A 20,766-nucleotide genomic window follows, 5' to 3' on the forward strand; every position below is an offset into this window, starting at 1 on the left:
GCTGACGGATGCCGGGCGACGGCCCCTTCTCCAACCCTCGATGACCGCCGTATCAAACGGCGGGAACGAGCGTGAAGTAGCGATCCAAGACCCCCCGATCGCCGCGTACCCGAAGTCGGTCGGCGGGGATTCGCTGCCATAGGAACAGCAGCAGATCCGCCGCCGTGCCCGCCAATTCGACGTCGCAGGGGCCGGTGCCGCCGTCGAGCCGGACGTCGTCGCCGGCGAAGGTCACCGTCCACACGTGCGTTCCGTCGCTCTCCGTGAAGCGGTACCGCTCGCCGGTTCCGGGCGGCGCGTGCTGCCGGGCGCGTCGGTACGGGGCCATGACCTCGAAGTTCTGGCCGATGGCGTCCCGCGCGAGTGCGGCATCGATCGGCCGGCCCGCCCCGAGCGCGTTCTCGGCGTCCCAACGGTGCAGCGCGGCCTCGATGGTCTGCATCCGGACCCAGAAGCCGACGGTGTGGTCCGACGACCACGTCCACACCCGCTCGTCGGGGTCGCGGCCGCGAAACAGCGACTCCAGCGCGCGAGCCCCCTCGCCGAACCAGTCGACCAGGCCCACCGGCACCGGCCCGCGATTCGGGGCGTGCTCCGGGCGTGGCCAGCCTTCGAGGTTCTCGGGAAGGCCCAGGAACGTCAGGTCCGTCCCGGCGGCGGGGGAGTCGTCGACCAGATTCGCCAACGCGTCCGGCTGCTCCACGATCCGCTCCCGAACGAGGTGCGCCACGAACCTGTGCACACCGCCGAGATGCCCGACCAGGTCGGAGACGGACCACCCGGGACAGGACGGGACCAGCGCCGCCGAATCCGCCTCGGCCGCGCGTCGTACCGCGGTCTCGAAAGCCGACACCTCGCGATGGAACTGCGCCACGTGGTCCATGAGGTCACCGTTCCCCTCCGCCGAGGGGCCGACACGGCAGGTCGTAAAAGGGTTGACCCCGGTCGCGCGATGCTCTTCCATAGAGAGCGTACGAAGACGAACACGAACACCGGAAGGGAGTGACGGACGTGATCAACTTTATCGAGGAATCCGGGCGGCGGCACGTCGCCGAGCGTCGTTCACGTCGCGGCTCCGTCGCTTCCGAGGGTGCCTCTGGGTAGGGCCGACAGGTTCTGACAGAGGCCGCCCAGGGGAGTGCCCCGGGCGGTCTTTCTCATTCCGGGGCGAGTCGACCGAGTCGATGAGCGACATTCAATTCTTCCGCCATGCGTTCCCCCACCCATGGGTGGCGGGCCTGATTCGAGCCGTATGGTTCGCATTGATAAATCCACAGTGGAGAGCACACCACGTTCGAGGGCCTTGATGGCTCTCGGGCGGAGCCTGTGGGCGCGCCCCTTCCGGCGCTCGCCACAGGCATCACCGGGCTGGTGGTGACAAGGGAATCACGTCTGCCTTGCAAGCAGAAGTTCCGGGTTCGAATCCCGGCCGGTCCACGGCTCTTTGGCTCAATCGGTAGAGCGCGCGGTTGAAAATCGCGAGTGACGGGGTTCGATCCCCCGGGGAGCCACGCAGGCGACCGAGGTGTTGACAGATACACACCGCGCTTCCAACGCGGAATAGCGGGGGCGGTACCCGCCGGTCGTTCTCATGCCGCTCGCGCCCGGCAGGACGGGCACCGGACTCTTAATCCGGCGTGGCGGGGTTCGAGTCCCCGGGGCGGTACTGTTCGCGGTCCCCACCGGGACGGCGAACGGCTCACGGCAGCGACCGTGAGGTCGGCTCCAGGGGCCGACGCAACGATGGAAAGCGTCCGGTCGGTCGAGGAGCGCCGTTGGAAGCGGCGTACGCGGCGGTGACGTCGCGGCAGGGTTCGAATCCCTGGCTTTCCGCTCACGGAGGGACCAGCCGACGGTTGGCGACGGCCGCGGTCTCGAAAACCGTTGGGGACGTCGAGTCCCGTGCGAGTTCGATCCTCGCTCCCTCCGCTTTCGCGCGCCGTTCACGTCCGATGGGACGGGGCTCCGGCGTGCGCGATGGTCACGGCCCGTTGGTCTAGTCAGGTCAAGGACATCCGGTTCTCATCCGGAAGGACGTCGGTTCGAATCCGACACGGGCTACTGAAAAGCAAGGCCCCGTCGATTATGGGTTAGGTTGTGAGGTTTTCACCCTCGCGGAGCGGGTTCGAGTCCCGCCGGGGCTGCTCGGAGCGCGGTAGGGGAGTTCGGTCGTCCCCGCGGGTCTCATAAACCCGAGATCGCCGGTTCGAATCCGGCCTGCGCCACCACGTGCGCACCACCGATCCGGTGTCGCCCGACCGGCAGGGCAGCGGGCTGTTGCCCCGTACGGCGCAGGTTCGAACCCTGCCACCGGAGCCACCTCGCGAGAGGTGCCGGCTCGTGTAGCTCAACGGACAGAGCACCGCCTTGTCAGGGCGGAGGATGCGGGTTCGAATCCCGTCGCGGGCGCGCGAACGATCAGGGCCCGAGAGGGCCTCCAGACCCTTGTGGCTCAGAGGACAGAGCACCCGTCTGCGAAGCGGGAGGTCGTCGGTTCGAATCCGGCCGAGGGTACGCGATGACATCCATCGATGACCGGTAGCTCAGAGGGTCAGAGCGGCTATTTCACACGTAGCGGGTCGCAGGTTCGAGTCCTGTCCGGTCAACCGTGCCGCCGTAGAGAACGGCGGCACCCGCAATATCCCAACATGCCCTCGTGGTCCAACGGAAAGGACACCGGCCTTCGAAGCCGGCGGGTGCAGGTTCGACTCCTGCCGAGGGTGCCGCACCGAATCACCGACCGCCGAACGGAACACGGAACACGGCGCGGGTCTCGCCGGGCGGGCGGCGGCGTGCAAAGCCGACCGATTTCGGGTTCGACTCCCGGCCGCGCCTCCAACCGCCTCGAGCACCGTCTCCGGTGTCGCTCCCCACTGTGGACGCATCCCACACCTTCAGTACGAGATCGTGCGCTGAGCATTGGGCGCGAGTAGGCGGGCGCGGGTGTGGACGACGGGGGACGGGCCGGAGGCGTGGTTGCCGGTGGCTGCCGCCGAGGGTGACGACACCGGTCCCGTTCGGCCAGGGGAATTAGCGCCTTGGCCGTTCAGGGCGTTGCGCGGCGAGGGGCCGAGCTTTCGCCGCTCGTTCATCCGAAGGCCAGCCCCATGCAGACGGTGCCTGCCCTCGACGAGGCGCGCCGCCGGTTCGACCTAGACGCAGCGTCAACTTCCAGCATCGGGGGCCATGTCGATTGCTCCGCCATGAGGCGGATCCCGCCGGCCCGGTCGCGGACCGCGTTGACCTGCTGCGTTCAACACTTCCCCCTCGACTGCGACGAGGAGCGTTGCCTCGACGCGCTCGAAACCCCGGCGCGGGCCGAAGCCTGAGAACGGATGCAACGCCCTCACCGTACTGATGGAGAGCATGTCCGGGGCCTTGGCGCCGATGCCGCGCTGGAATAGGCGTTGGGGGCGGTCAGCCCTTCCAGCAGGTTGCGGCCGGGGCGATCGACCTCGTGGACGGTCAGGAGGTCGTCGTCGCGGATGTGTGGTGCACTTCGGCGCCATGCCCGAGGGCGGGGCGTTGCCGCAGGAAGGTCGCCCAAGGCGAGATCGATACCGATCTGCTGGTCGGGGGCTCCGCACATCGAGGCGGGCGCGACGGACTGGAAGGCGCACGTTCTGCATGATGGGGCATCCGCACCGGGTGACGCGCCGCGGTGAGATCCTCGTACGCAACTCCTCCAAGTGTGCCGCCCGCGCGTCAGGCTCCGACGGAGCACGTGCTGACGATCGCCTTTTCACGAGCGTCCACCATGCGAGACGCCTTCCCGTGCAGCGGCTCCACCGGCTCCGTGTGGCAGGTAGAGGGTGCCGTCAAACGGAGGGGCCGACCGGTGGCCGCTCGCGTGCGCAGGCCCGGGCGGGCTTCCATTGCGGGGAGGTGTTCACCACTTGATTCCGGCCGCCACCGGCAGGTGGTCGCTGCCGGTGGCCGGCAGCACCCACGAACCTTGCGGCTTCACGCCCCTGACCAGGATCTGGTCGATCCGCGCCACCGGGAACCCCGCCGGCCAGGTGAAGCCGAAGCCGTCCCCTGCCGCCTCCTGGACCGAGCGCATCTGAGAGGTGATGTCGTTGAACGCGCGGTCGTCCATGGTGCCGTTCAGGTCGCCGAGCAGCACCACCCGCTCATTCTGATCGGCGGCGATGGCCGCTGCGAGCGCCTGAGCGTTCCTGTCGCGGTGGCCCGTCGAAAAGCCGTCCCTGGGATTCACCCGCGCGGATCCCAGGTGGGCCACGTACACCGCCATCGGCCCGTGGGCCGTGGCCACCGTGGTGCGCAGCGCCCGGTTGTAGGTCAGCTTGGTGTCCACCGGCTTGGTGGCCGCCAGCGGCCCGTAGTCCATCTGGGTGTCGACCGGCCGGGTGTCCGACAGCGGCAGCCTGCTCCACAGCCCGACCGTGCCCTGCACCGTGTGGTACGGGTACGCCTTGGCCAACTCCTTCTCGTACGTGCCCCGGGCCTGCGGGGTCAGCTCCTGCAGGGCCAGCACGTCCGCGCCGGAGGCGGCCAGGTCGCGGGCGGTGCCGGCCGGGTCGCGGTTGTCGGCGCCGACGTTGTGGCCGGCCACGGTGAGGTCGCCGCCCGGGTGGGACTTGTCGCCGAGCAGCCCGCCGAACAGGTTCAGCCACACCATGACCGGCAGCAGCAGGGCGACCGTCGCGGAGGCCGAGCGGCGCCACAGCGCCCCGGCCAACAGCACCGGGATGAACAGGCCGAACCACGGCAGGAAGGTCTCCACCAGGCTGCCGAGGTTCCCGATCCAGTTCGGGATCTTCGCGTGCAGCAGCATGGACAGGCCCAGCAGCAACGCCAGCGCCGCGAGCACCGGGCCGCGCTTCCAGGGCCCCGGCCGGGAGCCGTTGTGGATCGCCCGGCGGATGGCCGCGCGCCAGGTCTCGGCACCGGTGTCCCGGCCGCCGGCAGCGTCCTGCGCGGTCTCCGCCGTGTCCACCTGCGCCATCGGCCGTCCTCGTTCACTGTCGGTCACTGCTGCATCCTCGGGTCCTGGGTTGGGGTCGATGTACATGCACGGGCGACGAAGGGCGTCTGGTTCGCCCTTACCCGCGGCCATGGGAGCCAGCTTCGGGCAGCCCCCACGACGGCCGTGCAGGCGGCGATCAGGCGGCCTTGCCGCGGGCGATGTAGAGGTTCATGTCGGTGAAGTCGAGGGTGACGTTGTAGGGCTTGTGGAAGCAGTGGAAGAAAGAGGCCGGCGCGTCGAACCCGAAGGGCGCGATCGCGGCGTTCGGGTTCGTCTCGCAGTAGACCTCCTTGGCGACGGCGTCGCCGAGGCGGATCTCCTTCGGGTAGCAGGGGTAGGTGACGGCCGGATGGCCTTGGGTGAATGTCCCGATCGGGCGGTCTTCATCGGTACGGATCTGCAACTGCTCGGCCGTTTCGCCGAACACGACCGCGGCGCTCTCGCCGCCCTTTCCGCCGAAATTCACGCCCACGACCCGTGGACCGGAGCCGGCGATGCTGCCCAAGCTTGCCTGCTCGAACTTCCCGGCTTTGAACAGAGCGTCCGCGCCGCCGCCGTCGGCTCGTGCCGTGGCCGCCTTGCCCAGGAGCGGCGTGGTCGCGGCGGCACCGGCGACCACGGCGGCGGCCCGCAGCAGCGTACGCCGGTCCCCTTCTCCGTCATCGGCCATGGCCTGCTCCTTCTCGTGATCCCCTTCCGCCCGCGACTTTGTAGCCGACGGACGGTCACAGCACGGTGCCCAGGGCTGTGACCCGGCTGTGACCCGGGTCTACAACCGGAGTCGGTGCCGACTCCGCGATGGCCTCCGAAGCCGGGGCGCCATGCCCTCGGTACGGACCGCTGCGGTCCACGCCTCCATGCAAGTCGGAAGACTGTTGCGGTGGCGTATGCGATTTTCGATACGCCCGCGATACACGGAAGAGATCGTCCGCGCCGCTGATGATCGCGACGGCCCGGCCAGTGCAGGTGCTGCGGCGGTGAACACCGCACGGCCGAGCCTCCGGGACGAGCTCACCTTCATGCCCGCACATCCGCCCCGACCGTGAACGCCTGGGAACTGCGGCGGCGGTCCCGCATGCACCGGAAGGTCTGGACGAGTCGGCCCAGAAGGAAGGCGGAGCCGGCCACACAACCGTTGCCTTGGGGGTCCCGGCAGGGGTCGACGGGCCGTTCGACCGCCTGCTCCGACAACCCGTTGGCATGGTCGCTGGGCTCAGGGCCAACCTGTCCCACCTGCGCACCCGCGAGGACACGGCGCCAAGGCAAGCAGCCCACATTGCTCCGAGTCAGCGCAGCGGTCGACCACTTCCAGGGCCGATCGGCAACCGCGCCGGCGGCCCGCTGTTCCCGGCCGGTGCCCGCACCGGTTCGCACGCCGGCAGCCTCACCCTTCACCGGCCCAGCCACCTGCCGAGAACGGCTGGTCCGCGCCCATGCTGATGGGTCACAGCGGGCTCGCCAACATCCGTTCTCTGGCGATCTGCACGAAGGTCACCGCTGAAGCCGTCACCGCCGCCCTCGCCGAACAGCCCCCGCGCGCCGACTCGGAGCACGCCGAGCGGTCGAGCGCCGACGCGCGTCCGCCGGGCGGCCGGCGGCACTCCGTGCACGAAGCCGGGCGGGGAGCCAGGGCACCGGTCCGTGTGTTGGGCGGCCGTTCCGGTCATCGGTCGGTGACCGCCGCCCCACGCCGACCTCGGAGCCGGTCAGCCGATCAGCCGGTGCGGTGACGCGAGTGCCGCTCCTCACGGGCCGGTGGCTCGCCGGGCGCGGTGGGTCCGGAGTTTGTGGCGGTTGCCGCAGCGTTCCATGGCGCACCAGCGCCGGGCGCCGGGACGGGACGAGTCGACGAACACCAGCGGGCAGTTGTCGCCGGCGCATTCACGGATGCGTTCGGACAGTGGGCCCGACAGCAGCTCGATCATCTCCCGCGCCAGGGTCGACAGCACCTGCGTGGACCGCACCGGCGGCGCCCACCTCGCGGTCGTGCCGTCGGCGGCCAGTTCGGGCACCGGCGGCGCCGCGGCTGCGGTCCGGTTGAGGGTGGCGACCGCCTCGGCGGGGAGCGGGCGGCCTGCGGCCCGGGTGTGGGCCGTGTCCCAGATGGCCTGACGCACAACCTTGGCGGCGGCCAATTCGTCGACGGTCACGGGCACCGTCATGATCGCGGACAGGGGCGGCTCGGCGAGCCATACGGCCAGGTCGGACGGCTCGTGAAGGGTTTCGAAGACTGCGTAGGGGCCTTCGCCGCCGGTGTGGGCGAAGTCCAGGCAGACCGCACCGGCGTCGAAGCGGAACGATCCGCCTTTGGGGTCGTGCAGGACCCGGCCGGTTGTGCTCGCTCGCATGAAACCAGTATGACCGGTGTCTCCATCGCAGGGAACATCATGAGCGTTCGGCACATCGATCCAGACGGACTGCACTGCAGCCCGACGTTCAGCCAGGCCGTCGTCGTCGAACAACCGGCAAAGCCGATCTACATCGGCGGGCACGATGGCAAGCCGATCGGCCCCCACAGTCGGCGAGCGTTCCGCGACCTCGCGACCATCCTGGAGAGCGAGGGCGCGACACTGGCGAACATCGTGCACTGAAACACCGCCGTGGTGCGGCCACTCGTTCAACGAGCGGCGATGCCGTCCCGACAGGCGATGGCAGTGGCGATCCCCTGGGGCCTAATCGCCTACGGGGCCACGCAGCCCGGAAGGCGGCGTCGCGGTCGGTGTGCTCGCGTTCGCGGTCATCGTCCAAGGCCCCATGCCCCCCACCTCGCGAGGCACCGCGACGCTCGGCGGTCTCTCGAGGCGCGGGGTGACCTACAAGAGACGGCTCGAAGCGCCTGCACGTCAGAGGAGGGCCAAGCGGGTGCCGTCGCCGTCGAGCCAGTCCCAGAACGGCTTGTGGTCGCCGATGGTCCATTCCTTGAAGGCCCAGCGCGCGATCGTCGGGTATCCCGCCGCGTCGAGAAGGTCGAGGTCGAGGAGGAAGCTCTCATAGTGGTCGGACCCGACGCCGTGTACGAAGCGGTCCGGGGGATGGCCGCCGAGGCGTTCCGCCACCTGTTCCCATCCGTCGCCGTCGAAGTAGCCGAGGGTGTTGCAGCGCAGCGCCCCGACGATGCCGCCGAAGTGCGAGCCGAAGCTGTGGTGGACGGCCCAGAACTCGCGGATGGGGGCCGGTACCGGACCTCCCAGCAGAGGCACGGTGGCCGCAGGATCCACGAGGCGGGGCGCGGTGCCGAACACCACACGGACGTGGACGTCGCCACCATGGCCGACGAGCGCGTCCAAGGTGATCGGTTCACGGGTGGCCTGCCGCAGCCTCTGCTCACGAGGCGCTTGCGCGTCCGCGTCCCGGCCCCAGGTGAGATAGCCCAGGGTCGCGGTGCCGGCGTCGTCGGTGAGCAGGGCGAGGCCCAAGGTCCGAACGCGGAGGGTGGCGACGAAACGGGGCGCGAGCGCGGCGATCGGTTGCCAGAGATGGGTCAGAGCCTGAGCGAGCCCGGCGTCGGGCGGCACGCCCCAGGGATTCGCCGGGAACGGCACGTCCCCGACGCCGCCCTGGAGGAAGAGTCCCTGCAACGTCAATCCGGGACGGCCTTCGAAGCCGACGACATCCTGGATCGCCTCACGGTCACGGGTGGCGATCAGCGCGGGCAGGAGCTGCCACCGATCGGTGAAGTCCTCGGTCTCGCGGAACCGCGCGAGGGGGTCGGTGGCCGAGGGGAGACCGCCGTCCTCGTCGAGCAGGGGCGGTTCCCCGTCGGCAAGCCCCTCGAACGTGACCGACGGCAGGCGGGCGGGCAGATCCCCGAGGTCGACGACCCCCGTTCGACGCAGGTTCACATGACGGAGGCCGGGTAGTTCCGCCGTCACCGACAGGTCGCTCACCGGGCAGCCGTTCAGGCCCAAGACCTCCAGCAACTCCATACCCGCCAGCGGGGACAGGTCGGTGACCTGGGTGCGATAGACGTACAGCCGGTTCAGCCGGAGGCCCGCCAGCGGCGTCAGGTCCGTCAGGGGGCCGTCCTCGACCACGAGGTCGCGCAGGCCGGTCAACCCGGCCAGGGGTGTGAGGTCGGTGACCCGGGTGTGCCCGAGCCAGAGCTCGGAGAGGCCGCCGAGTGCGGAGAGGGATGTGAGGTCCGCGATGGGGGCCTCGATGTGCAGGTTCCGCAGGGAGGTCGCGGCGGCGAGCGCCGTCGAGAGCCCCGCGACGTCGATGTCGGTCGGGGCCTCGACGGCCAGCCAGCGGAGGCGGCGCAGCCCGGCCAAGGCCGTGAAGTCCGCCGGCCGGCTCAGATGCAGCCAGAAGCCCTCGATCTCGTCCAGGGAGTGCTGGGGGATGGGCCCCTCGTGCACCCCGGTGATCGAGCGGAGCCGCAGCTCGACGACCTGGTCCGGCGGATGGGCGACGTCGAGCCGTTCCGCCCTCGCATAGCGGTACCGGCTCGGATCGCCGGCGATCGGGGTGGCGTCACTCGTGGGCTCGGTCATCGGGGCCTCCATCGTGCGATCGCGCACGCTAGCAGGCCGTTCCGACATCTCCACCGAGAACGGGTAGGCCGAGAGCCGCCACCCCGACCGTGGTGAGGTACGTGCGGGTCACCGACGCCTGCGGGCCCGCAGCACGGCATCGTGGAGGGTGATCTCGTGACCGTCGTGGTCGGTGGTCGATCGAGACCTGGCCTCGGCGACCACGACGTCCCACAGGTGGGGATCGAGGCCGGCCGCGACCTCACGGGCCGTGAAGTGCACCTCCGGCGGAGGAGCGTGCGAGGTGCCGGGTCCGTGGTCGGAGGGCTGGTGGCCGACGACGAGCAGCGTGCCCCCGGGGGCGACCGCCGCCGCCAACCGGCCGAACAGCGCCTCACGCGACCCCGCCGTGTGCACGTAGTGCGTGGAGACCAGGTCGAAGTGTTCCTCGGCGGGCGTCCATTCGGTCAGATCGGCGCGTACCCAGTCGACCCGGCCGGCGATGTCGGCGCCGAGGGATTCGGCGTGTTCCCGCGCCCGGCCCAGTGCGGTGGCCGAGATGTCGACCGCCATCACCCGCCAACCTCGTGAGGCGAGCCAGACGGCGTCGCCTCCCCGGCCGCAGCCCGCGTCCAGCGCCCTGCCGGGCGCGAGGTCGCCGGCCTCCGCGACGAGCTGCGGGTTGGGCCGCGTTCCGCTCGTCGCGGTATGGCCGCGGTAGCGCTCCTCCCAGAACGCCTCGCCGAACTCTTCGGACACGATGTCCTCCCTCACCGGCTCACGGGCTGTGACGAGCGCCCGACACCGTTCCCCGCGGGCGCCGCCGATGCGGTCGCGTGCGCGTCCCGGTGGGCGGCGACCGCCTGGCGGGTCTCCTCGGCGACGAGGTCGGCGTTGATCTGCGCCCCCGCCATGGCGCCCGCTGCGGCGGCGGCCCCGACCTGCGCGCTCAGATCGGTGACGTTGCCCGCGACCCATACCCCGGGCACGTCCGTACGACCGGTCGGGTCGGCGGGGATGTGCTCACCGAACCCCGAGGGATGCTCGGCCGGCCGCAGTCCGAGCGTCGACAGGAAGCCGGCGCGCGCCACCATCCGCGACGCGACGGCCAACGCCTCGCGGTCGACCACCGTGCCGTCGCTCAACCGCAGCCCCACGAGGCGGTCCTCGACGATCTCCAGGGACGTCACCTCGCCGTCGACCACGCGGATGCCGCGCGCCGCCAGTTGCTCCGCCTGCTCGTCGGTGGGCGGCATGGTGTGGGAGAAGTACGTGACGTCGTCGCTCAACTGCCGGAACAGCATCGCCTGGTGCACCGACATCGGCCCGCCGGCCAGGACGCCGATGGCCTGGTCGCGCACCTCCCAACCGTGGCAGTACGGGCAGTGGAGCACGTCGCGGCCCCATCGGGAGTCGAGTCCCTGCACGTCCGGCAGCTCGTCGACGAGCCCCGTGGCCACCAGCAGCCGACGCGCCCTGACGGACCGGCCGTCGGTGAGCGTCACGGTGAAGCCGTCGGCGTCCCGGACGGCCGTGGTGGCCTCGCCGGACACCACGTGACCGCCGTAGAGACGGACCTCGGCGCGACCGCGCTCCAGCAGCTCGGCCGGCGGCATGCCCTCCCTGGCCAGCAGCCCGTGGACGCCGGCGGCCGGGGCGTTGCGCGGGGCGCCCGCGTCGATCACCACCACCGACCGCCGGGACCGGCCGAGCATCAGGGCCCCGTTCAATCCGGCGGCTCCTCCGCCGAGCACCACCACGTCATAGTCGTTCCGCAGCTCATCGGTCATCCTGACCACCTCCACGACGACTATGCGAGCCCGTGGGGCGATTGGGCAAACCTTGTTGCCGTTCTGGCAAACTGAGGGGATGGACGACGACCTCGATCAGGCGCTCACCGGGGTGGGCTCCCGGCTCCGTGCGCTGCGTCGCGAACGCGAGACCACGCTGGCCGACCTGTCGGCGACGACCGGCATCTCGGTGAGCACTCTGTCCCGGCTGGAGTCCGGCGCCCGCAGGCCCACCCTCGAACTGCTGCTCCCGCTGGCCAGGGCGCACGGCGTCACGCTGGACGAACTCGTCGGCGCGCCGCTCACCGGAGACCCGCGCGTCCATCTGCGTCCGGTGAGCCGGTTCGGCATGACCATGGTCCCGCTGACCCGCCGAGCCGGGGGCATCCAGGCGTACAAGCTCGTGATCATGCCCGAGGACCCCCCGAAGGAGCCCGATCCGCAGACCCACGAGGGGTACGAGTGGCTCTACGTCCTCAACGGGCGGCTCCGGCTCGTCCTCGGGGATCACGACCTGGTGCTCGCGCCCGGTGAGGCGGCCGAGTTCGACACGCGCGTGCCGCATTGGTTCGGCGCGGCCGACGCCGAACCGGTCGAGTTCCTCAGCCTGTTCGGCAGGCAGGGCGAACGCGCGCACCTCCGTGCCCGCCCCAAGCCCAAAGGCCCGCCCGACCGGTGATGAATCCGGGGGCGGAGGCCGTGACGATGACCGCGGCAACAAAGCAACGCCCTACCGCATCAAAGAAGGCGGTGACATAAACGCCCTAATGAAGGGGGCTCCCGATGCCCGACCCCGGATACTTCGCCGCCCAGGAGGCCCAGCGGCGATTCAACGACCAGGTGGCCGACCACCAGCGGGCCCGGCGGCGGGCCGGAAAGTCCAACGGCTACGGTTTCTCGACGCTCCTGCTGGTGGCCGGCGGCGCCTACGTCTATTACCGGCAGCCCGAACTATGGAACACCATCGAGTCCCATGTCAGGGTCTTCCTCGACCGGCTCGAGAACTGACCCCCGCCGACTCCGGAGCGGACCTCCGCGATCACGCGACGTGGCACGAGGCGCGCACCGCCGCGATCCCCGGAGTGGCCTGCGGCCGCCGCCCCACGTCGATCCCGGGCCCTTCGGGCACGGGTTTCGGGGCCGTCCGACCCGGGCGGCGAGGGGGAGGGCCGCGGACCCGGGCGGGAAACCTGTGGAAAGTCCCAATCTCCTAACTCTCGCCCGGGCGATGATCGTGGTGGTAGGTATTGCCCATGACAGCGAAGGGCAGACGGGCGAAGGCCGGCGGCGAGCTGGGCCTGCACTACATCAACTCGTGGGAGGCGTCGTACCTCGCCCAGGAGGTCGAGCAGTACTTCTCACACGGGATCGGTCTGCAGCCCGGAGCCACCGTCGTCGACGTCGGGGCCAACATCGGCGTGTTCTCCGCGCACGTCTACCAGCTCCTGAACGGCGACGTCCGCGTCTACGCCGGCGAACCCCTTCCGCCCATCTACGCCACGCTCGAGAAGAACGCGCGTGAACGGCTCGGCGGCAAGGTGACCGCACTGCCCTATGGGTTCTCCTCGCGGGACGAGGAGCTGGAGTTCACCTATTTCCCGCTGGCCACGATCCTTTCCTCCACGTACCGCGACAAGGACAACGTGGAGTCCGAGCAGCGCCGCATCGCCTCGAGCATCGTCGACTTCGTCAAGGAGGGGCACGCGGGGGCGGGCCTCAAGCGCGTCCCGGCGTTCGTCCTGCGCCTGATCGTCGGATGGCGGGTGCGCGGGCTGAAGGAGATGCAGACCCACCGCGTACGGGTCCGGCCGCTGTCGGACGTCATCGACGAGCACGGCATCGACCGGATCGACCTCCTCAAGATCGATGTGGAGGGCGCCGAGTCCGACGTGCTGCGGGGCATCGAGGAGCGCCACTGGCCGCTGGTCCGGCAGGCGGTCGTCGAGGTCGAGGGGTGGCGGGAGAACCACGCCGCGGTGGAGGAGTTCTTCACCTCGCGGAAGTACGACGTGACCGCCGTGCCCGGTGTCGTGGAGTCGTCGGACATCGGCATGATCTACGCGATCGCGCCGTCCGACGCTTAGGGCGCGTCGGACGCGCCCGGTCGGCCTGTGTCGGCGAGTCGCCGTTCCAGTTCGGTGATGCGGCGGTGCAGGGCCTGGATGGCGACCAGGGCGACGCCGTTGGCGTCGACGGTGTTGATCCGGGTGTCGTGCTCGCCGAGGCCGAAGGCGGCCTTCCAGTCCTGGGCCATCGGGCCGAGGTGACGGACGTGCGCGGGCTCCCACTGGTATCGCCAGGTGCTGATGGGCAGGGCGGCGACCTTGTCCAGGATGTCGTGGCCGTCGACCGGGTCCGGGGCCCGTGTGATCACGGGCTCCGACGGCGCGGCGGGCCTGCGGCGTCGGAGCGGCCATCGGGCCGGCTTCCCTGACGGCATGGGCGGTCCTTTCAACGCGAATGACCGGTGGGACCGGGTCGCCCGGCCGGGGGCGCCCCGACCCCACCGGCGGTGCGGTGTCAGCGGGTCCAGTGCACGGGGGTGAGGTCCCGCTTGACACGGCGGTCACTGATGATGCCGCCGATGTCGCCGATGGGCGGCAGGATCCCGTCGAGGGGACCGGGTTTGGTCGGTGCGGCGCCGGCCGGAGCCGCCAGGGACAGCAGCCCGGTGGCGGCCATGCCGCTGAGGACCAGGCCGCGGAGACGTGCGCGTGGCGACATGGGGTGTCCTTCCAGACGAGGGCTTGTGACACCCCGGATCGTAACGCACAGTCACGAGATAGTCACGCGCTGATATTCTGGGTGCCGGGCCGTGGTACGGCCCCGGTCAACCGCCCGGCGTGGCGGAGGGCTCCTGAGACGCCTCGCGCAGGATCGCGTGGAACTCCTCCACCGGCCGGGACCCGGACACGGCGCCGGCGTCGCCGATGACGAACAGCGGAACGCCGTTGACGCCCTGCTGCCGCACCTGGTGGATCAGCGCCGCGACCTCCGCCGCGCCCTCGTTCTCGTCCCACGTCACACCGACCTCGGCGGCGAGCCGTCCCAGCACCTCGGGGTCGCCGACGTTGAGCCCGTCGGTGAAGTAGGCGCGGAACAGCCGGGCCGCCATCTCCTCGCCCCGGCCCTGCCGGGCGGCCTGCGCGATGAGGCGGTGCGCGTCCAGGGTGTTGGTGAAGACCGCGCGGTCGAAGTCGACCCGCAGTCCGCTCTGCGCGGCGATCTCGGTGAACCGTGCCGTCCGCTCCTGCGAGGCCGGCCCGAACTTGCGCCGGTGCACCTCGCGCAGCGGTTCGCCGGCGGGCGACGCGTCGGGGGCGAGCTGGAACGGCAGGAACTCGACGTCCACCGCCCCACCCTCGGCGCGGAACCGTTCGGCCCCCTGCTGGAAGTGCGTGTAGCCGAGGAACGACCAGGGACAGGTGATGTCCAGAACTATGCGAACCTTCATGACCGAGCCTTCCATGTCCGTGAAAGGTGACAGTCACGAAGATAGGGGCGGGGCGGGCGCCGCATCCGTCGGACGACGAGATCGTCATGGAGCGGGCGGCCGCGGCGTGCGCCGCCCGTCCGCCGGGAACTTACAATGCCCGGATGCGAAGATCGTTCAGGGGTGTCGCGGTCGGCGGCACGACGGTGGCGCTCCTGGTCGGTCTGGGCCCGGCACAGGCCGAACGCCTCGCGCCGACATGGCGCGACTGGTTCCCCGCGCTGCCCGCGGACCTCGAATCCCGCGCCCGAGGGGCCGCCGTCGACGACGGCAGGTACGCCCTCACCGAGCTGCGGCCCGGTGTCTACATGACCACGACCGGCCGGCCCGATCGCTGTTCCGTCAGACCGGAGCCGACGGCCCGCGCCGAGGCCGGGTCGGTGGCGCTCTCCGCGGTGGCCACCGGGCCGGAACCGCGCGGCCCCGAGTACTTCATGTTCGAGGGAGACACGGAGGGTGGCCTCTACGCCGCCTTCGTCTTCTCGGGCGGGTGCACGTGGCGGTGGGTCGGCGGCCCGCAGGACGCCCAGCGGTGGTTCAGTGAGTACACGGGCCCCCGATGAGGCCGTTCCCGACCGGGGGAGGAGCCGCGTGAACCCACCCTTCGACCTGGTGATCAGGTCCCGTCGGGCGGTGCTGCCCGACGGTGAGCGGCCGGCCGCCGTCGCGGTGCGGGATGGCCGGATCGCCGCGATCGACGACGTCGACACGGCTCCGGCCGCCGCCGCGACGGTCGATCTCGGCGACGTCGCGCTGCTGCCGGGCCTGGTGGACACGCATGTCCACGTCAACGAGCCCGGGCGCACCGAGTGGGAGGGGTTCGCGACCGCCACCCGTGCCGCCGCGGCGGGCGGCGTCACCACCATCGTCGACATGCCGCTCAACTCGGTGCCGCCGACGACCGAGCCGTCGGCCCTGGCCGTCAAGCGGGAGGCCGCCGCCGGCCGGTGCTTCGTGGACGTGGGCTTCTGGGGCGGGGCGGTCCCCGGCAACGTGTCCCGGCTCCGGGGGCTGCACGAGCGGGGTGTCTTCGGCTTCAAGTGCTTCACGTCGGACTCGGGAGTGCCGGAGTTCCCGCCGCTGAACGAGGAGGGGCTGGACGCGGCGTTCACCGAGATCGCGTCGTTCGGCGGGCTGGTCATCGTGCACGCCGAGGATCCGGGCGGGCTGTCGGAACCGTTGGACGGCGGGTATCCGGCGTTCCTGGCCTCCCGACCGGCGAGCGCGGAGCGGGCCGCCGTCGAGCAGGTCGTCCGGCTGGCGGAGAGGACGGGCGTGCGGGCGCACATCCTGCACCTGTCGGCCGCCGACTGCCTGGAGCCGCTCGCGGAGGCGCGGGCGCGAGGGCTGCCGATCACCGCCGAGACCTGCCCGCACTACCTGACCCTGTCGGCGGAGGACGTCCCCGGTCCGGACGACACCGCGTTCAAGTGCTGCCCCCCGATCCGTGACGCGGGCAACCGCGAGGAGCTGTGGCGGGGGCTGACCGACGGGGTGATCTCCTGCGTCGTGTCCGACCACTCGCCCTGCACCCCGGCGTTGAAGCGCGGCGACTTCGCCACGGCCTGGGGCGGGATCTCGTCGTTGCAGCTCGGGCTGCCCGCCGTCTGGACCGCCGCCCGCGCCCGGGGGCACGGTCTGGAGGCGGTGGTGCGCTGGATGGCCGAGGGCCCCGCCGCGCTCGCCGGTCTGGGCTCCCGCAAGGGCGGCATCGCGGTGGGGAACGACGCCGACCTGGTCGCGTTCGCCGCCGACGACTCGTTCACCGTCGACCCGGCCGCGCTGCGGCACCGGCACCCGGTCACCCCGTACGCGGGCCGTGCGCTCAGCGGGGTCGTGCGGACGACGTGGCTGCGCGGGGAGATCGTCGGCCAGACGCCTCGCGGTGGGCTGCTCCATGCGTGACCGGGAGGGTAGGACCCCATCGTGATCGCTTTCGCCAACCTGCCGGACCTGGCCGTACGGACCCTGGGCGGTTCGGTCGTGGCGGCGAGCGACGAGTCGTTCGCCGCGAAGGAGAACCTGGTCAATCCGTGGGCTCCGGCCTTCCGCCCCGAGACGTTCGGCGCCAAGGGCCAGGAGTACGACGGGTGGGAGACCGCCCGCCGCCGACCCGACGCGGACGGCGCGCTGGGCCACGACTGGGCCGTCGTGCGGCTGGGCCTGCCGGGCGTGATCCGCGGCGTCGTCGTCGACACCGCCTGGTTCAAGGGCAACTTCCCGCCGTACGCGTCCGTCGAGGCGTGTGCGGTGGACGGGCACCCTTCACCGGCGGAGTTGGTCGACGCGGAGTGGACGGAGATCGTGCCGAGGAGCACGCTCAAGGGCGACGCCGCGCACTCGTTCGACGTCGGCCTCGAACGGCGCAGCACGCACGTGCGGCTCAACGTCTTCCCGGACGGCGGCGTCGCGCGGCTGCGCGTGCACGGGGAGGTGGTGCCCGATCCGCGGCTGCTGACCGGGCTGACCGTCGACCTGGCGGCCCTGGAGAACGGGGGCCGGGTCGTCGAGTGCTCCGACATGTTCTACTCGGCGCCCGACAACATGCTCTTCCCCGGGCAGGCCCGCAACCAGGCCGAGGGGTGGGAGACCGCCCGCCGTCGGGGGCCCGGCAACGACTGGGCGATCATCCGACTCGCCGCCCCGGGGGTGGTCCGGCTCGTCGAGGTCGACACCGGTCACCTGAAGTTCAACGCGCCCGCCGCGGTCTCGCTGACGGGCGCCGACACCCGTTCGATCGCGCTGGGGGCCGCCGCCTGGCACGAGGTGCTGCCGCGGACCCGGGTGCAGCCGGACGGCAGGCACCGGTTCCGCGTGTCCGGCGAGCGGGTGGTGACCCATGTCCGCCTCGACATCCATCCCGACGGCGGCCTGGCCCGGCTGCGCCTGCTCGGCGACCTCGCCCCGGACGGGGAGCGGCTGCTGACCTCGCGGTGGGACGACCTCGCCCCGTGAGTCACCCGTCCCGGGGCTGATCGGCGGTCGCCGCCGCGTGGCAGGCCCCGCGTCCCTCGGCGCGGGCGACGACGCGGCCGTCCACGATGCGCACGGCGGTCTCGGTGGCGTCGCTGACGGCGGTCACCCCGGCCGCCGCGGCCACGTCGCCGGTCTCGTCGTGCACCAGCCGCAGCGTGGGCCACGCCGGCCGGGGAAAGGACTCGCGCAGGTGGTTGAGGAGGTCGACGACGACCAGCCGCGCCAGCGGCCCCGACTCGTCACGGTCGCCCGTGACCACGACGGCGGTCACCTCGGAGCCGGGCGGCGCGCCCCGGACGGCCTCCTCGACGGCCTGGAGCCGGTGCAGCCCGAGGATCGCCACGACCCCGTCGCCGGTGAGCGGCGCGGGAACGTCGCGCACCGCGTCGAGCGCGGACGGCGGAGACCAGGGCTCGTCCGCCGGGCGGGCGGGTGAGATCCACGGCGTGTGCGGGGGCGGCCACCCGCCGCTCAGGTCGAGGTCGGCCAACCGCTCGCAGACGCTGACGGCGTCGAACGGCTCGACGAAGCCCGGCGCGGCGGCGGCCATCTGACCGACGCCGTGCAGGGTCGTCAGCACGGCCTCGGCGACGCGGGTCAGGCGGGTCGGCGGCGCGTCGACCGGGAGCATCCGCTCCATGGCCAGCGCGAGCAGGAGCGCGTCCAGCTTCAACAGTTGTGCGTACGTCTGCTGGATCCGCGGCTCGGCGACGATCTCCGGTATCAGGTCCCGACCGAGCCTGGCCTCGCCGGTCGGCTCGTCGGTGGACAGGGGGAGCCGGGAGACCCAGACCCGCGCGAACGCGCCCAGCGCCTCGCGCACGCTGTGGACGTCGTCCGGCGGGGGCCTCCGCGGCGCGCGCTCCGCGAGGTCGAGGAGCACGGCGAAGTAGAGGCCCCGTTTGCCGGGGAAGTTGGAGTAGACGGCGCCCCGGGTCAGCCCGGCGCGCTCGGCGATGCGGTCGATCTTGGCCTCGCGGAACCCGCGCTCGGCGAACTCCTCCCGGGCGGCGGCCAGGATCTTGGCGCGGTTCTCCCCCTGCATCTCCGCTCTGGTGAGCCGCCCCATCGTCCTCCGGTCCGTCGATTGCCGTCTGCGCCCGGCCAGGATACCGTCACCATCCAGATGATCTGAACATGTGGCCTCAACATTTGAATTGGAGGGTCATTCGATGAACGGCGACGGACCGGCCGTGAGCGGCGTCCCCGAGGTCGACCTCGGCGACGCCGAGGTGATCCGCGACCCCTTCACCGTCTACGGCCGCACCCGGGAGACCGCGGCCCTGGCGCGGCTCCTGATCCCCGGGATGGGATCGCTGTGGGGGGTGACCAGGATGGCCGACGCCCGGGCGATGCTCGCCGACCCCCGATTCGAGATCAACGCCGACAGCTTCCTGCGCCCCGACGTGCCCGACGACTGCCTGCCCTACATGCGGACGATGTCCGAGATGAACGGGCCGGAGCACGCCAGGCTGCGCGCGCTGGTGGCGCCCGCCTTCACCCCGCGCCGCGCGGCCGGGTTCCGCCCGCGCATCGAGGCGATCGTCGAGGGGCTGCTCGACGAGGCGCGGGCGGCCGCCGCCGACGGCGTCGTCGACCTGCTGCCGCACTTCACCCGCCCGCTGCCGATGGACGTCATCTGCGAGCTGGTCGGCGTCCCCGAGGCCGACCGGATGAGGTGGCGCGGGTACGGCGCCACCGTCGCGGCGAACGCGGGCCGGGAGTTCGCCGAGGCCATCCCGCACATCATGGAGGGCGCGAAGGCGGCGATCGCCCGCCGCCGCGCCGAGCCCGGCGACGACCTGCTCTCCGATCTGATCGCCGCGCAGGCCGAGGACGGCGACCGGCTGACCGACGCCGAGATGGTCACCCTCGTCTGGCACCTGGTGCTCGCGGGGCAGACCCCCGCCCATCTCATCGCCAACGCCGTCACGGCCCTGCTCGCCCATCCCGACCAGCTCGCCGCGCTGCGCGAGGACCCGGCCCTGATGCCCGGCGCCGTCGAGGAGCTGCTGCGCTGGGCCGGCCCGACGCTGTTGACCATTCCCCGGTACGCCCGCGAGGACGTCGAGCTGTGCGGCGTCACGATCCGCAAGGGTGAGGCCGTCCTCGCCATCGTGGCCGCCGCCAACCGGGATCCGCGGGCGTTCGCCGACCCCGACCGGCTCGACGTCACGCGTCCCCAGGGCCGGTCGGCCCATCTGGGCTTCGCCCACGGACCGCATTTCTGCCTCGGCGCGTCCCTGGCCCGCGTCCAGACCCAGGTCGCGCTCACCGCACTGCTGCGCCGCCATCCCGGACTCGCCTCGGCCGCCGGTCCGGACGGGCTGCGGGCCCCCGATCCCGGCACCTGGCGGGTGACGGCGCTGCCCGTGACCCTGTAGGCGTCGTCAGTGGGCGACGGTGAACCGGGCACGGCGATGGGCGGGTCGTTCGGCCTCGTCCAGGAGGGCGACCGCGAGGTCCTCCATGGAGATGGCCGAGACGCCCTCCGCGTCGACCAGCAGTTCGTCGGCGCCCAGCCGGTAGACGCCGCTGCGTTCCCCCGGTTGCAGCAGCGCGGGCGGGCTCAGGTAGGACCAGTCGGCCCCGGTCGCGGTGAGGCAGACGGCGTGCTGCTCGACGCAGGCCAGGGCGATGTCCCGATGGGCGGGCGGCATGTATCGCGGGTCGTCGACGACGGTCGTGCCGCCGGTGCCGGGAACGACGAGGCTGCCCGCGCCGCCGACCAGCAGCAGTCTCACGCCCGTTCGGGCCGCGCCCGCCAGCAGCGTCTCGGCGGCCGTCACCAGGTCTCGTTCCCTGCCGGGAGCCGGACGCGTCGCGCCGACCACGACGTCGTGCCCGGCGCTCAACCGGACCACGTCGTCGAGGTCGGCGGCGTCGCCCACCCGGGGCTCGGCTCCGGCGGGCAGCAGGGGGAACCGGGCCGGATCGCGGACCACGGCGGTGACCTTGTGGCCCCGTGACAACGCCTCGGCGACCACGCGGCCTCCGACGCCTCCGGCCGCTCCGAACACGATGATGCGCATGAGTTCTCGACTC

At 71.7% G+C, this 20,766-nt stretch carries 20 protein-coding genes and 13 tRNA genes; 21 read left to right on the forward strand and 12 right to left on the reverse strand.

Annotation, left to right across the window (positions count from 1 at the left end):
- Positions 1-52: 52 nt before the first annotated feature.
- A complete protein-coding gene (locus tag DFJ69_RS31530; RefSeq protein ID WP_211328883.1) occupies positions 53-964 on the reverse strand; it encodes a maleylpyruvate isomerase family mycothiol-dependent enzyme in 912 nt (303 codons plus the stop codon).
- A gap of 401 nt (positions 965-1,365) precedes the next feature.
- On the opposite strand from DFJ69_RS31530, the gene DFJ69_RS31535 reads away from it, so the two are divergent.
- The 13 genes from DFJ69_RS31535 (at position 1,366) to DFJ69_RS34700 (ending at position 2,838) form a co-directional block, all read left to right on the forward strand.
- Positions 1,366-1,437, forward strand: a tRNA-Ala gene (locus DFJ69_RS31535).
- A gap of 1 nt (position 1,438) precedes the next feature.
- Positions 1,439-1,511, forward strand: a tRNA-Phe gene (locus DFJ69_RS31540).
- 82 nt (positions 1,512-1,593) lie between these two features.
- Positions 1,594-1,666: transfer RNA gene (locus DFJ69_RS31545), tRNA-Lys, on the forward strand.
- Between the two features lie 172 nt (positions 1,667-1,838).
- Positions 1,839-1,929 (forward strand) — tRNA-Ser (locus DFJ69_RS34695).
- Positions 1,930-1,985: 56 nt separating this feature from the next.
- A tRNA-Glu gene (locus DFJ69_RS31550) sits at positions 1,986-2,061 on the forward strand.
- A gap of 11 nt (positions 2,062-2,072) precedes the next feature.
- A tRNA-Glu gene (locus tag DFJ69_RS31555) sits at positions 2,073-2,144 on the forward strand.
- A gap of 5 nt (positions 2,145-2,149) precedes the next feature.
- A tRNA-Met gene (locus DFJ69_RS31560) sits at positions 2,150-2,228 on the forward strand.
- Positions 2,229-2,243: 15 nt separating this feature from the next.
- Positions 2,244-2,319 (forward strand) — tRNA-Asn (locus DFJ69_RS31565).
- 17 nt (positions 2,320-2,336) lie between these two features.
- Positions 2,337-2,409: transfer RNA gene (locus DFJ69_RS31570), tRNA-Asp, on the forward strand.
- Positions 2,410-2,441: 32 nt separating this feature from the next.
- Positions 2,442-2,514, forward strand: a tRNA-Arg gene (locus DFJ69_RS31575).
- Between the two features lie 18 nt (positions 2,515-2,532).
- Positions 2,533-2,606, forward strand: a tRNA-Val gene (locus DFJ69_RS31580).
- Between the two features lie 44 nt (positions 2,607-2,650).
- Positions 2,651-2,723: transfer RNA gene (locus tag DFJ69_RS31585), tRNA-Arg, on the forward strand.
- A 40-nt stretch (positions 2,724-2,763) separates the two neighbouring features.
- A tRNA-Cys gene (locus DFJ69_RS34700) sits at positions 2,764-2,838 on the forward strand.
- Positions 2,839-3,889: 1,051 nt separating this feature from the next.
- Here DFJ69_RS34700 and DFJ69_RS31595 read toward each other — a convergent pair.
- The 3 genes from DFJ69_RS31595 to DFJ69_RS31605 form a co-directional block, all read right to left on the reverse strand.
- A complete protein-coding gene (locus tag DFJ69_RS31595; RefSeq protein WP_245974654.1) occupies positions 3,890-4,996 on the reverse strand; it encodes an endonuclease/exonuclease/phosphatase family protein in 1,107 nt (368 codons plus the stop codon).
- Between the two features lie 130 nt (positions 4,997-5,126).
- Positions 5,127-5,660: a hypothetical protein gene (locus DFJ69_RS31600; RefSeq protein WP_116025946.1), complete on the reverse strand. Its 534-nt coding sequence runs from the start codon at positions 5,658-5,660 to the stop codon at positions 5,127-5,129.
- A 1,075-nt stretch (positions 5,661-6,735) separates the two neighbouring features.
- Positions 6,736-7,338: a CGNR zinc finger domain-containing protein gene (locus tag DFJ69_RS31605; RefSeq protein WP_116025947.1), complete on the reverse strand. Its 603-nt coding sequence runs from the start codon at positions 7,336-7,338 to the stop codon at positions 6,736-6,738.
- 9 nt (positions 7,339-7,347) lie between these two features.
- Between DFJ69_RS31605 and DFJ69_RS31610 the strand changes: the two genes are divergently transcribed.
- A complete protein-coding gene (locus tag DFJ69_RS31610) occupies positions 7,348-7,581 on the forward strand; it encodes a TatD family hydrolase (protein ID WP_211328884.1) in 234 nt (77 codons plus the stop codon).
- A 252-nt stretch (positions 7,582-7,833) separates the two neighbouring features.
- On the opposite strand, the gene DFJ69_RS31615 is transcribed toward DFJ69_RS31610, so the two are convergent.
- The 3 genes from DFJ69_RS31615 to DFJ69_RS31625 all read right to left on the reverse strand — a co-directional run bounded on the left by DFJ69_RS31615 (position 7,834) and on the right by DFJ69_RS31625 (position 11,252).
- A complete protein-coding gene (locus DFJ69_RS31615) occupies positions 7,834-9,483 on the reverse strand; it encodes a leucine-rich repeat domain-containing protein (protein WP_147312535.1) in 1,650 nt (549 codons plus the stop codon).
- A 108-nt stretch (positions 9,484-9,591) separates the two neighbouring features.
- Positions 9,592-10,221: a class I SAM-dependent methyltransferase gene (locus DFJ69_RS31620; RefSeq protein WP_170177884.1), complete on the reverse strand. Its 630-nt coding sequence runs from the start codon at positions 10,219-10,221 to the stop codon at positions 9,592-9,594.
- 11 nt (positions 10,222-10,232) lie between these two features.
- A complete protein-coding gene (locus tag DFJ69_RS31625; protein WP_147312536.1) occupies positions 10,233-11,252 on the reverse strand; it encodes an NAD(P)/FAD-dependent oxidoreductase in 1,020 nt (339 codons plus the stop codon).
- A 79-nt stretch (positions 11,253-11,331) separates the two neighbouring features.
- Here DFJ69_RS31625 and DFJ69_RS31630 point away from each other — a divergent pair, with 79 nt between their 5' ends.
- From DFJ69_RS31630 to DFJ69_RS31640, 3 genes are all read left to right on the forward strand, one after another.
- The gene (locus tag DFJ69_RS31630; protein WP_116025951.1) at positions 11,332-11,931 is read left to right on the forward strand and encodes a helix-turn-helix domain-containing protein; all 600 of its coding nucleotides are present in this window, start codon (positions 11,332-11,334) and stop codon (positions 11,929-11,931) included.
- Between the two features lie 104 nt (positions 11,932-12,035).
- Entirely contained in the window at positions 12,036-12,260 is a 225-nt protein-coding gene (locus DFJ69_RS31635; protein ID WP_116025952.1) for a hypothetical protein, read from the forward strand.
- Between the two features lie 245 nt (positions 12,261-12,505).
- Positions 12,506-13,336 carry an FkbM family methyltransferase gene (locus DFJ69_RS31640; RefSeq protein WP_116025953.1) on the forward strand — a complete coding sequence of 277 codons (831 nt, stop codon included), beginning with the start codon at positions 12,506-12,508 and terminating at the stop codon, positions 13,334-13,336.
- On the opposite strand, the gene DFJ69_RS31645 is transcribed toward DFJ69_RS31640, so the two are convergent.
- From DFJ69_RS31645 to DFJ69_RS31655, 3 genes are all read right to left on the reverse strand, one after another.
- Entirely contained in the window at positions 13,333-13,692 is a 360-nt protein-coding gene (locus DFJ69_RS31645) for a tail fiber domain-containing protein (RefSeq protein ID WP_116025954.1), read from the reverse strand. The genes DFJ69_RS31640 and DFJ69_RS31645 overlap by 4 nt on opposite strands.
- Positions 13,693-13,772: 80 nt before the next feature.
- Complete coding sequence (locus DFJ69_RS31650; protein WP_116025955.1) at positions 13,773-13,976, reverse strand: hypothetical protein; 204 nt, start codon at positions 13,974-13,976, stop codon at positions 13,773-13,775.
- A 106-nt stretch (positions 13,977-14,082) separates the two neighbouring features.
- The gene (locus DFJ69_RS31655; protein ID WP_170177885.1) at positions 14,083-14,706 is read right to left on the reverse strand and encodes a DsbA family oxidoreductase; all 624 of its coding nucleotides are present in this window, start codon (positions 14,704-14,706) and stop codon (positions 14,083-14,085) included.
- A 143-nt stretch (positions 14,707-14,849) separates the two neighbouring features.
- Here DFJ69_RS31655 and DFJ69_RS31660 point away from each other — a divergent pair, with 143 nt between their 5' ends.
- The 3 genes from DFJ69_RS31660 to alc are packed head-to-tail and all read left to right on the forward strand — an operon-like array spanning position 14,850 to position 17,700.
- Positions 14,850-15,308, forward strand: a complete 459-nt coding sequence (locus DFJ69_RS31660; protein WP_147312537.1) for a hypothetical protein — start codon at positions 14,850-14,852, stop codon at positions 15,306-15,308.
- Positions 15,309-15,336: 28 nt separating this feature from the next.
- The gene (gene allB, locus DFJ69_RS31665) at positions 15,337-16,650 is read left to right on the forward strand and encodes an allantoinase AllB (protein ID WP_116025958.1); all 1,314 of its coding nucleotides are present in this window, start codon (positions 15,337-15,339) and stop codon (positions 16,648-16,650) included.
- Between the two features lie 21 nt (positions 16,651-16,671).
- A complete protein-coding gene (alc, locus tag DFJ69_RS31670) occupies positions 16,672-17,700 on the forward strand; it encodes an allantoicase (RefSeq protein WP_116025959.1) in 1,029 nt (342 codons plus the stop codon).
- Position 17,701: 1 nt separating this feature from the next.
- On the opposite strand, the gene DFJ69_RS31675 is transcribed toward alc, so the two are convergent.
- Positions 17,702-18,766, reverse strand: a complete 1,065-nt coding sequence (locus DFJ69_RS31675; RefSeq protein ID WP_425453404.1) for a TetR/AcrR family transcriptional regulator — start codon at positions 18,764-18,766, stop codon at positions 17,702-17,704.
- A 127-nt stretch (positions 18,767-18,893) separates the two neighbouring features.
- Between DFJ69_RS31675 and DFJ69_RS31680 the strand changes: the two genes are divergently transcribed.
- Positions 18,894-20,105: a cytochrome P450 family protein gene (locus DFJ69_RS31680; protein WP_116025961.1), complete on the forward strand. Its 1,212-nt coding sequence runs from the start codon at positions 18,894-18,896 to the stop codon at positions 20,103-20,105.
- A 6-nt stretch (positions 20,106-20,111) separates the two neighbouring features.
- On the opposite strand, the gene DFJ69_RS31685 is transcribed toward DFJ69_RS31680, so the two are convergent.
- Positions 20,112-20,753, reverse strand: a complete 642-nt coding sequence (locus tag DFJ69_RS31685; RefSeq protein WP_116025962.1) for an NAD(P)-dependent oxidoreductase — start codon at positions 20,751-20,753, stop codon at positions 20,112-20,114.
- Between the last annotated feature and the right edge of the window lie 13 nt (positions 20,754-20,766).

This window comes from Thermomonospora umbrina, assembly GCF_003386555.1.
Classification (GTDB): domain Bacteria; phylum Actinomycetota; class Actinomycetes; order Streptosporangiales; family Streptosporangiaceae; genus Thermomonospora; species Thermomonospora umbrina.

Bases quoted from the DNA above. Each gene is read 5' to 3' on its own strand.
- DFJ69_RS31530 (WP_211328883.1), bottom strand. From the start codon at position 964: ATGGAAGAGCATCGCGCGACCGGGGTCAACCCTTTTACGACCTGCCGT.
- DFJ69_RS31650 (WP_116025955.1), bottom strand. From the start codon at position 13,976: ATGTCGCCACGCGCACGTCTCCGCGGCCTGGTCCTCAGCGGCATGGCC.
- DFJ69_RS31625 (WP_147312536.1), bottom strand. From the start codon at position 11,252: ATGACCGATGAGCTGCGGAACGACTATGACGTGGTGGTGCTCGGCGGA.
- DFJ69_RS31660 (WP_147312537.1), top strand. From the start codon at position 14,850: ATGCGAAGATCGTTCAGGGGTGTCGCGGTCGGCGGCACGACGGTGGCG.
- DFJ69_RS31645 (WP_116025954.1), bottom strand. From the start codon at position 13,692: ATGCCGTCAGGGAAGCCGGCCCGATGGCCGCTCCGACGCCGCAGGCCC.
- DFJ69_RS31685 (WP_116025962.1), bottom strand. From the start codon at position 20,753: ATGCGCATCATCGTGTTCGGAGCGGCCGGAGGCGTCGGAGGCCGCGTG.
- DFJ69_RS31600 (WP_116025946.1), bottom strand. From the start codon at position 5,660: ATGGCCGATGACGGAGAAGGGGACCGGCGTACGCTGCTGCGGGCCGCC.
- DFJ69_RS31675 (WP_425453404.1), bottom strand. From the start codon at position 18,766: ATGCAGGGGGAGAACCGCGCCAAGATCCTGGCCGCCGCCCGGGAGGAG.
- DFJ69_RS31610 (WP_211328884.1), top strand. From the start codon at position 7,348: ATGACCGGTGTCTCCATCGCAGGGAACATCATGAGCGTTCGGCACATC.
- DFJ69_RS31635 (WP_116025952.1), top strand. From the start codon at position 12,036: ATGCCCGACCCCGGATACTTCGCCGCCCAGGAGGCCCAGCGGCGATTC.
- DFJ69_RS31630 (WP_116025951.1), top strand. From the start codon at position 11,332: ATGGACGACGACCTCGATCAGGCGCTCACCGGGGTGGGCTCCCGGCTC.
- DFJ69_RS31615 (WP_147312535.1), bottom strand. From the start codon at position 9,483: ATGACCGAGCCCACGAGTGACGCCACCCCGATCGCCGGCGATCCGAGC.
- DFJ69_RS31680 (WP_116025961.1), top strand. From the start codon at position 18,894: ATGAACGGCGACGGACCGGCCGTGAGCGGCGTCCCCGAGGTCGACCTC.
- DFJ69_RS31655 (WP_170177885.1), bottom strand. From the start codon at position 14,706: ATGAAGGTTCGCATAGTTCTGGACATCACCTGTCCCTGGTCGTTCCTC.
- DFJ69_RS31640 (WP_116025953.1), top strand. From the start codon at position 12,506: ATGACAGCGAAGGGCAGACGGGCGAAGGCCGGCGGCGAGCTGGGCCTG.
- DFJ69_RS31605 (WP_116025947.1), bottom strand. From the start codon at position 7,338: ATGCGAGCGAGCACAACCGGCCGGGTCCTGCACGACCCCAAAGGCGGA.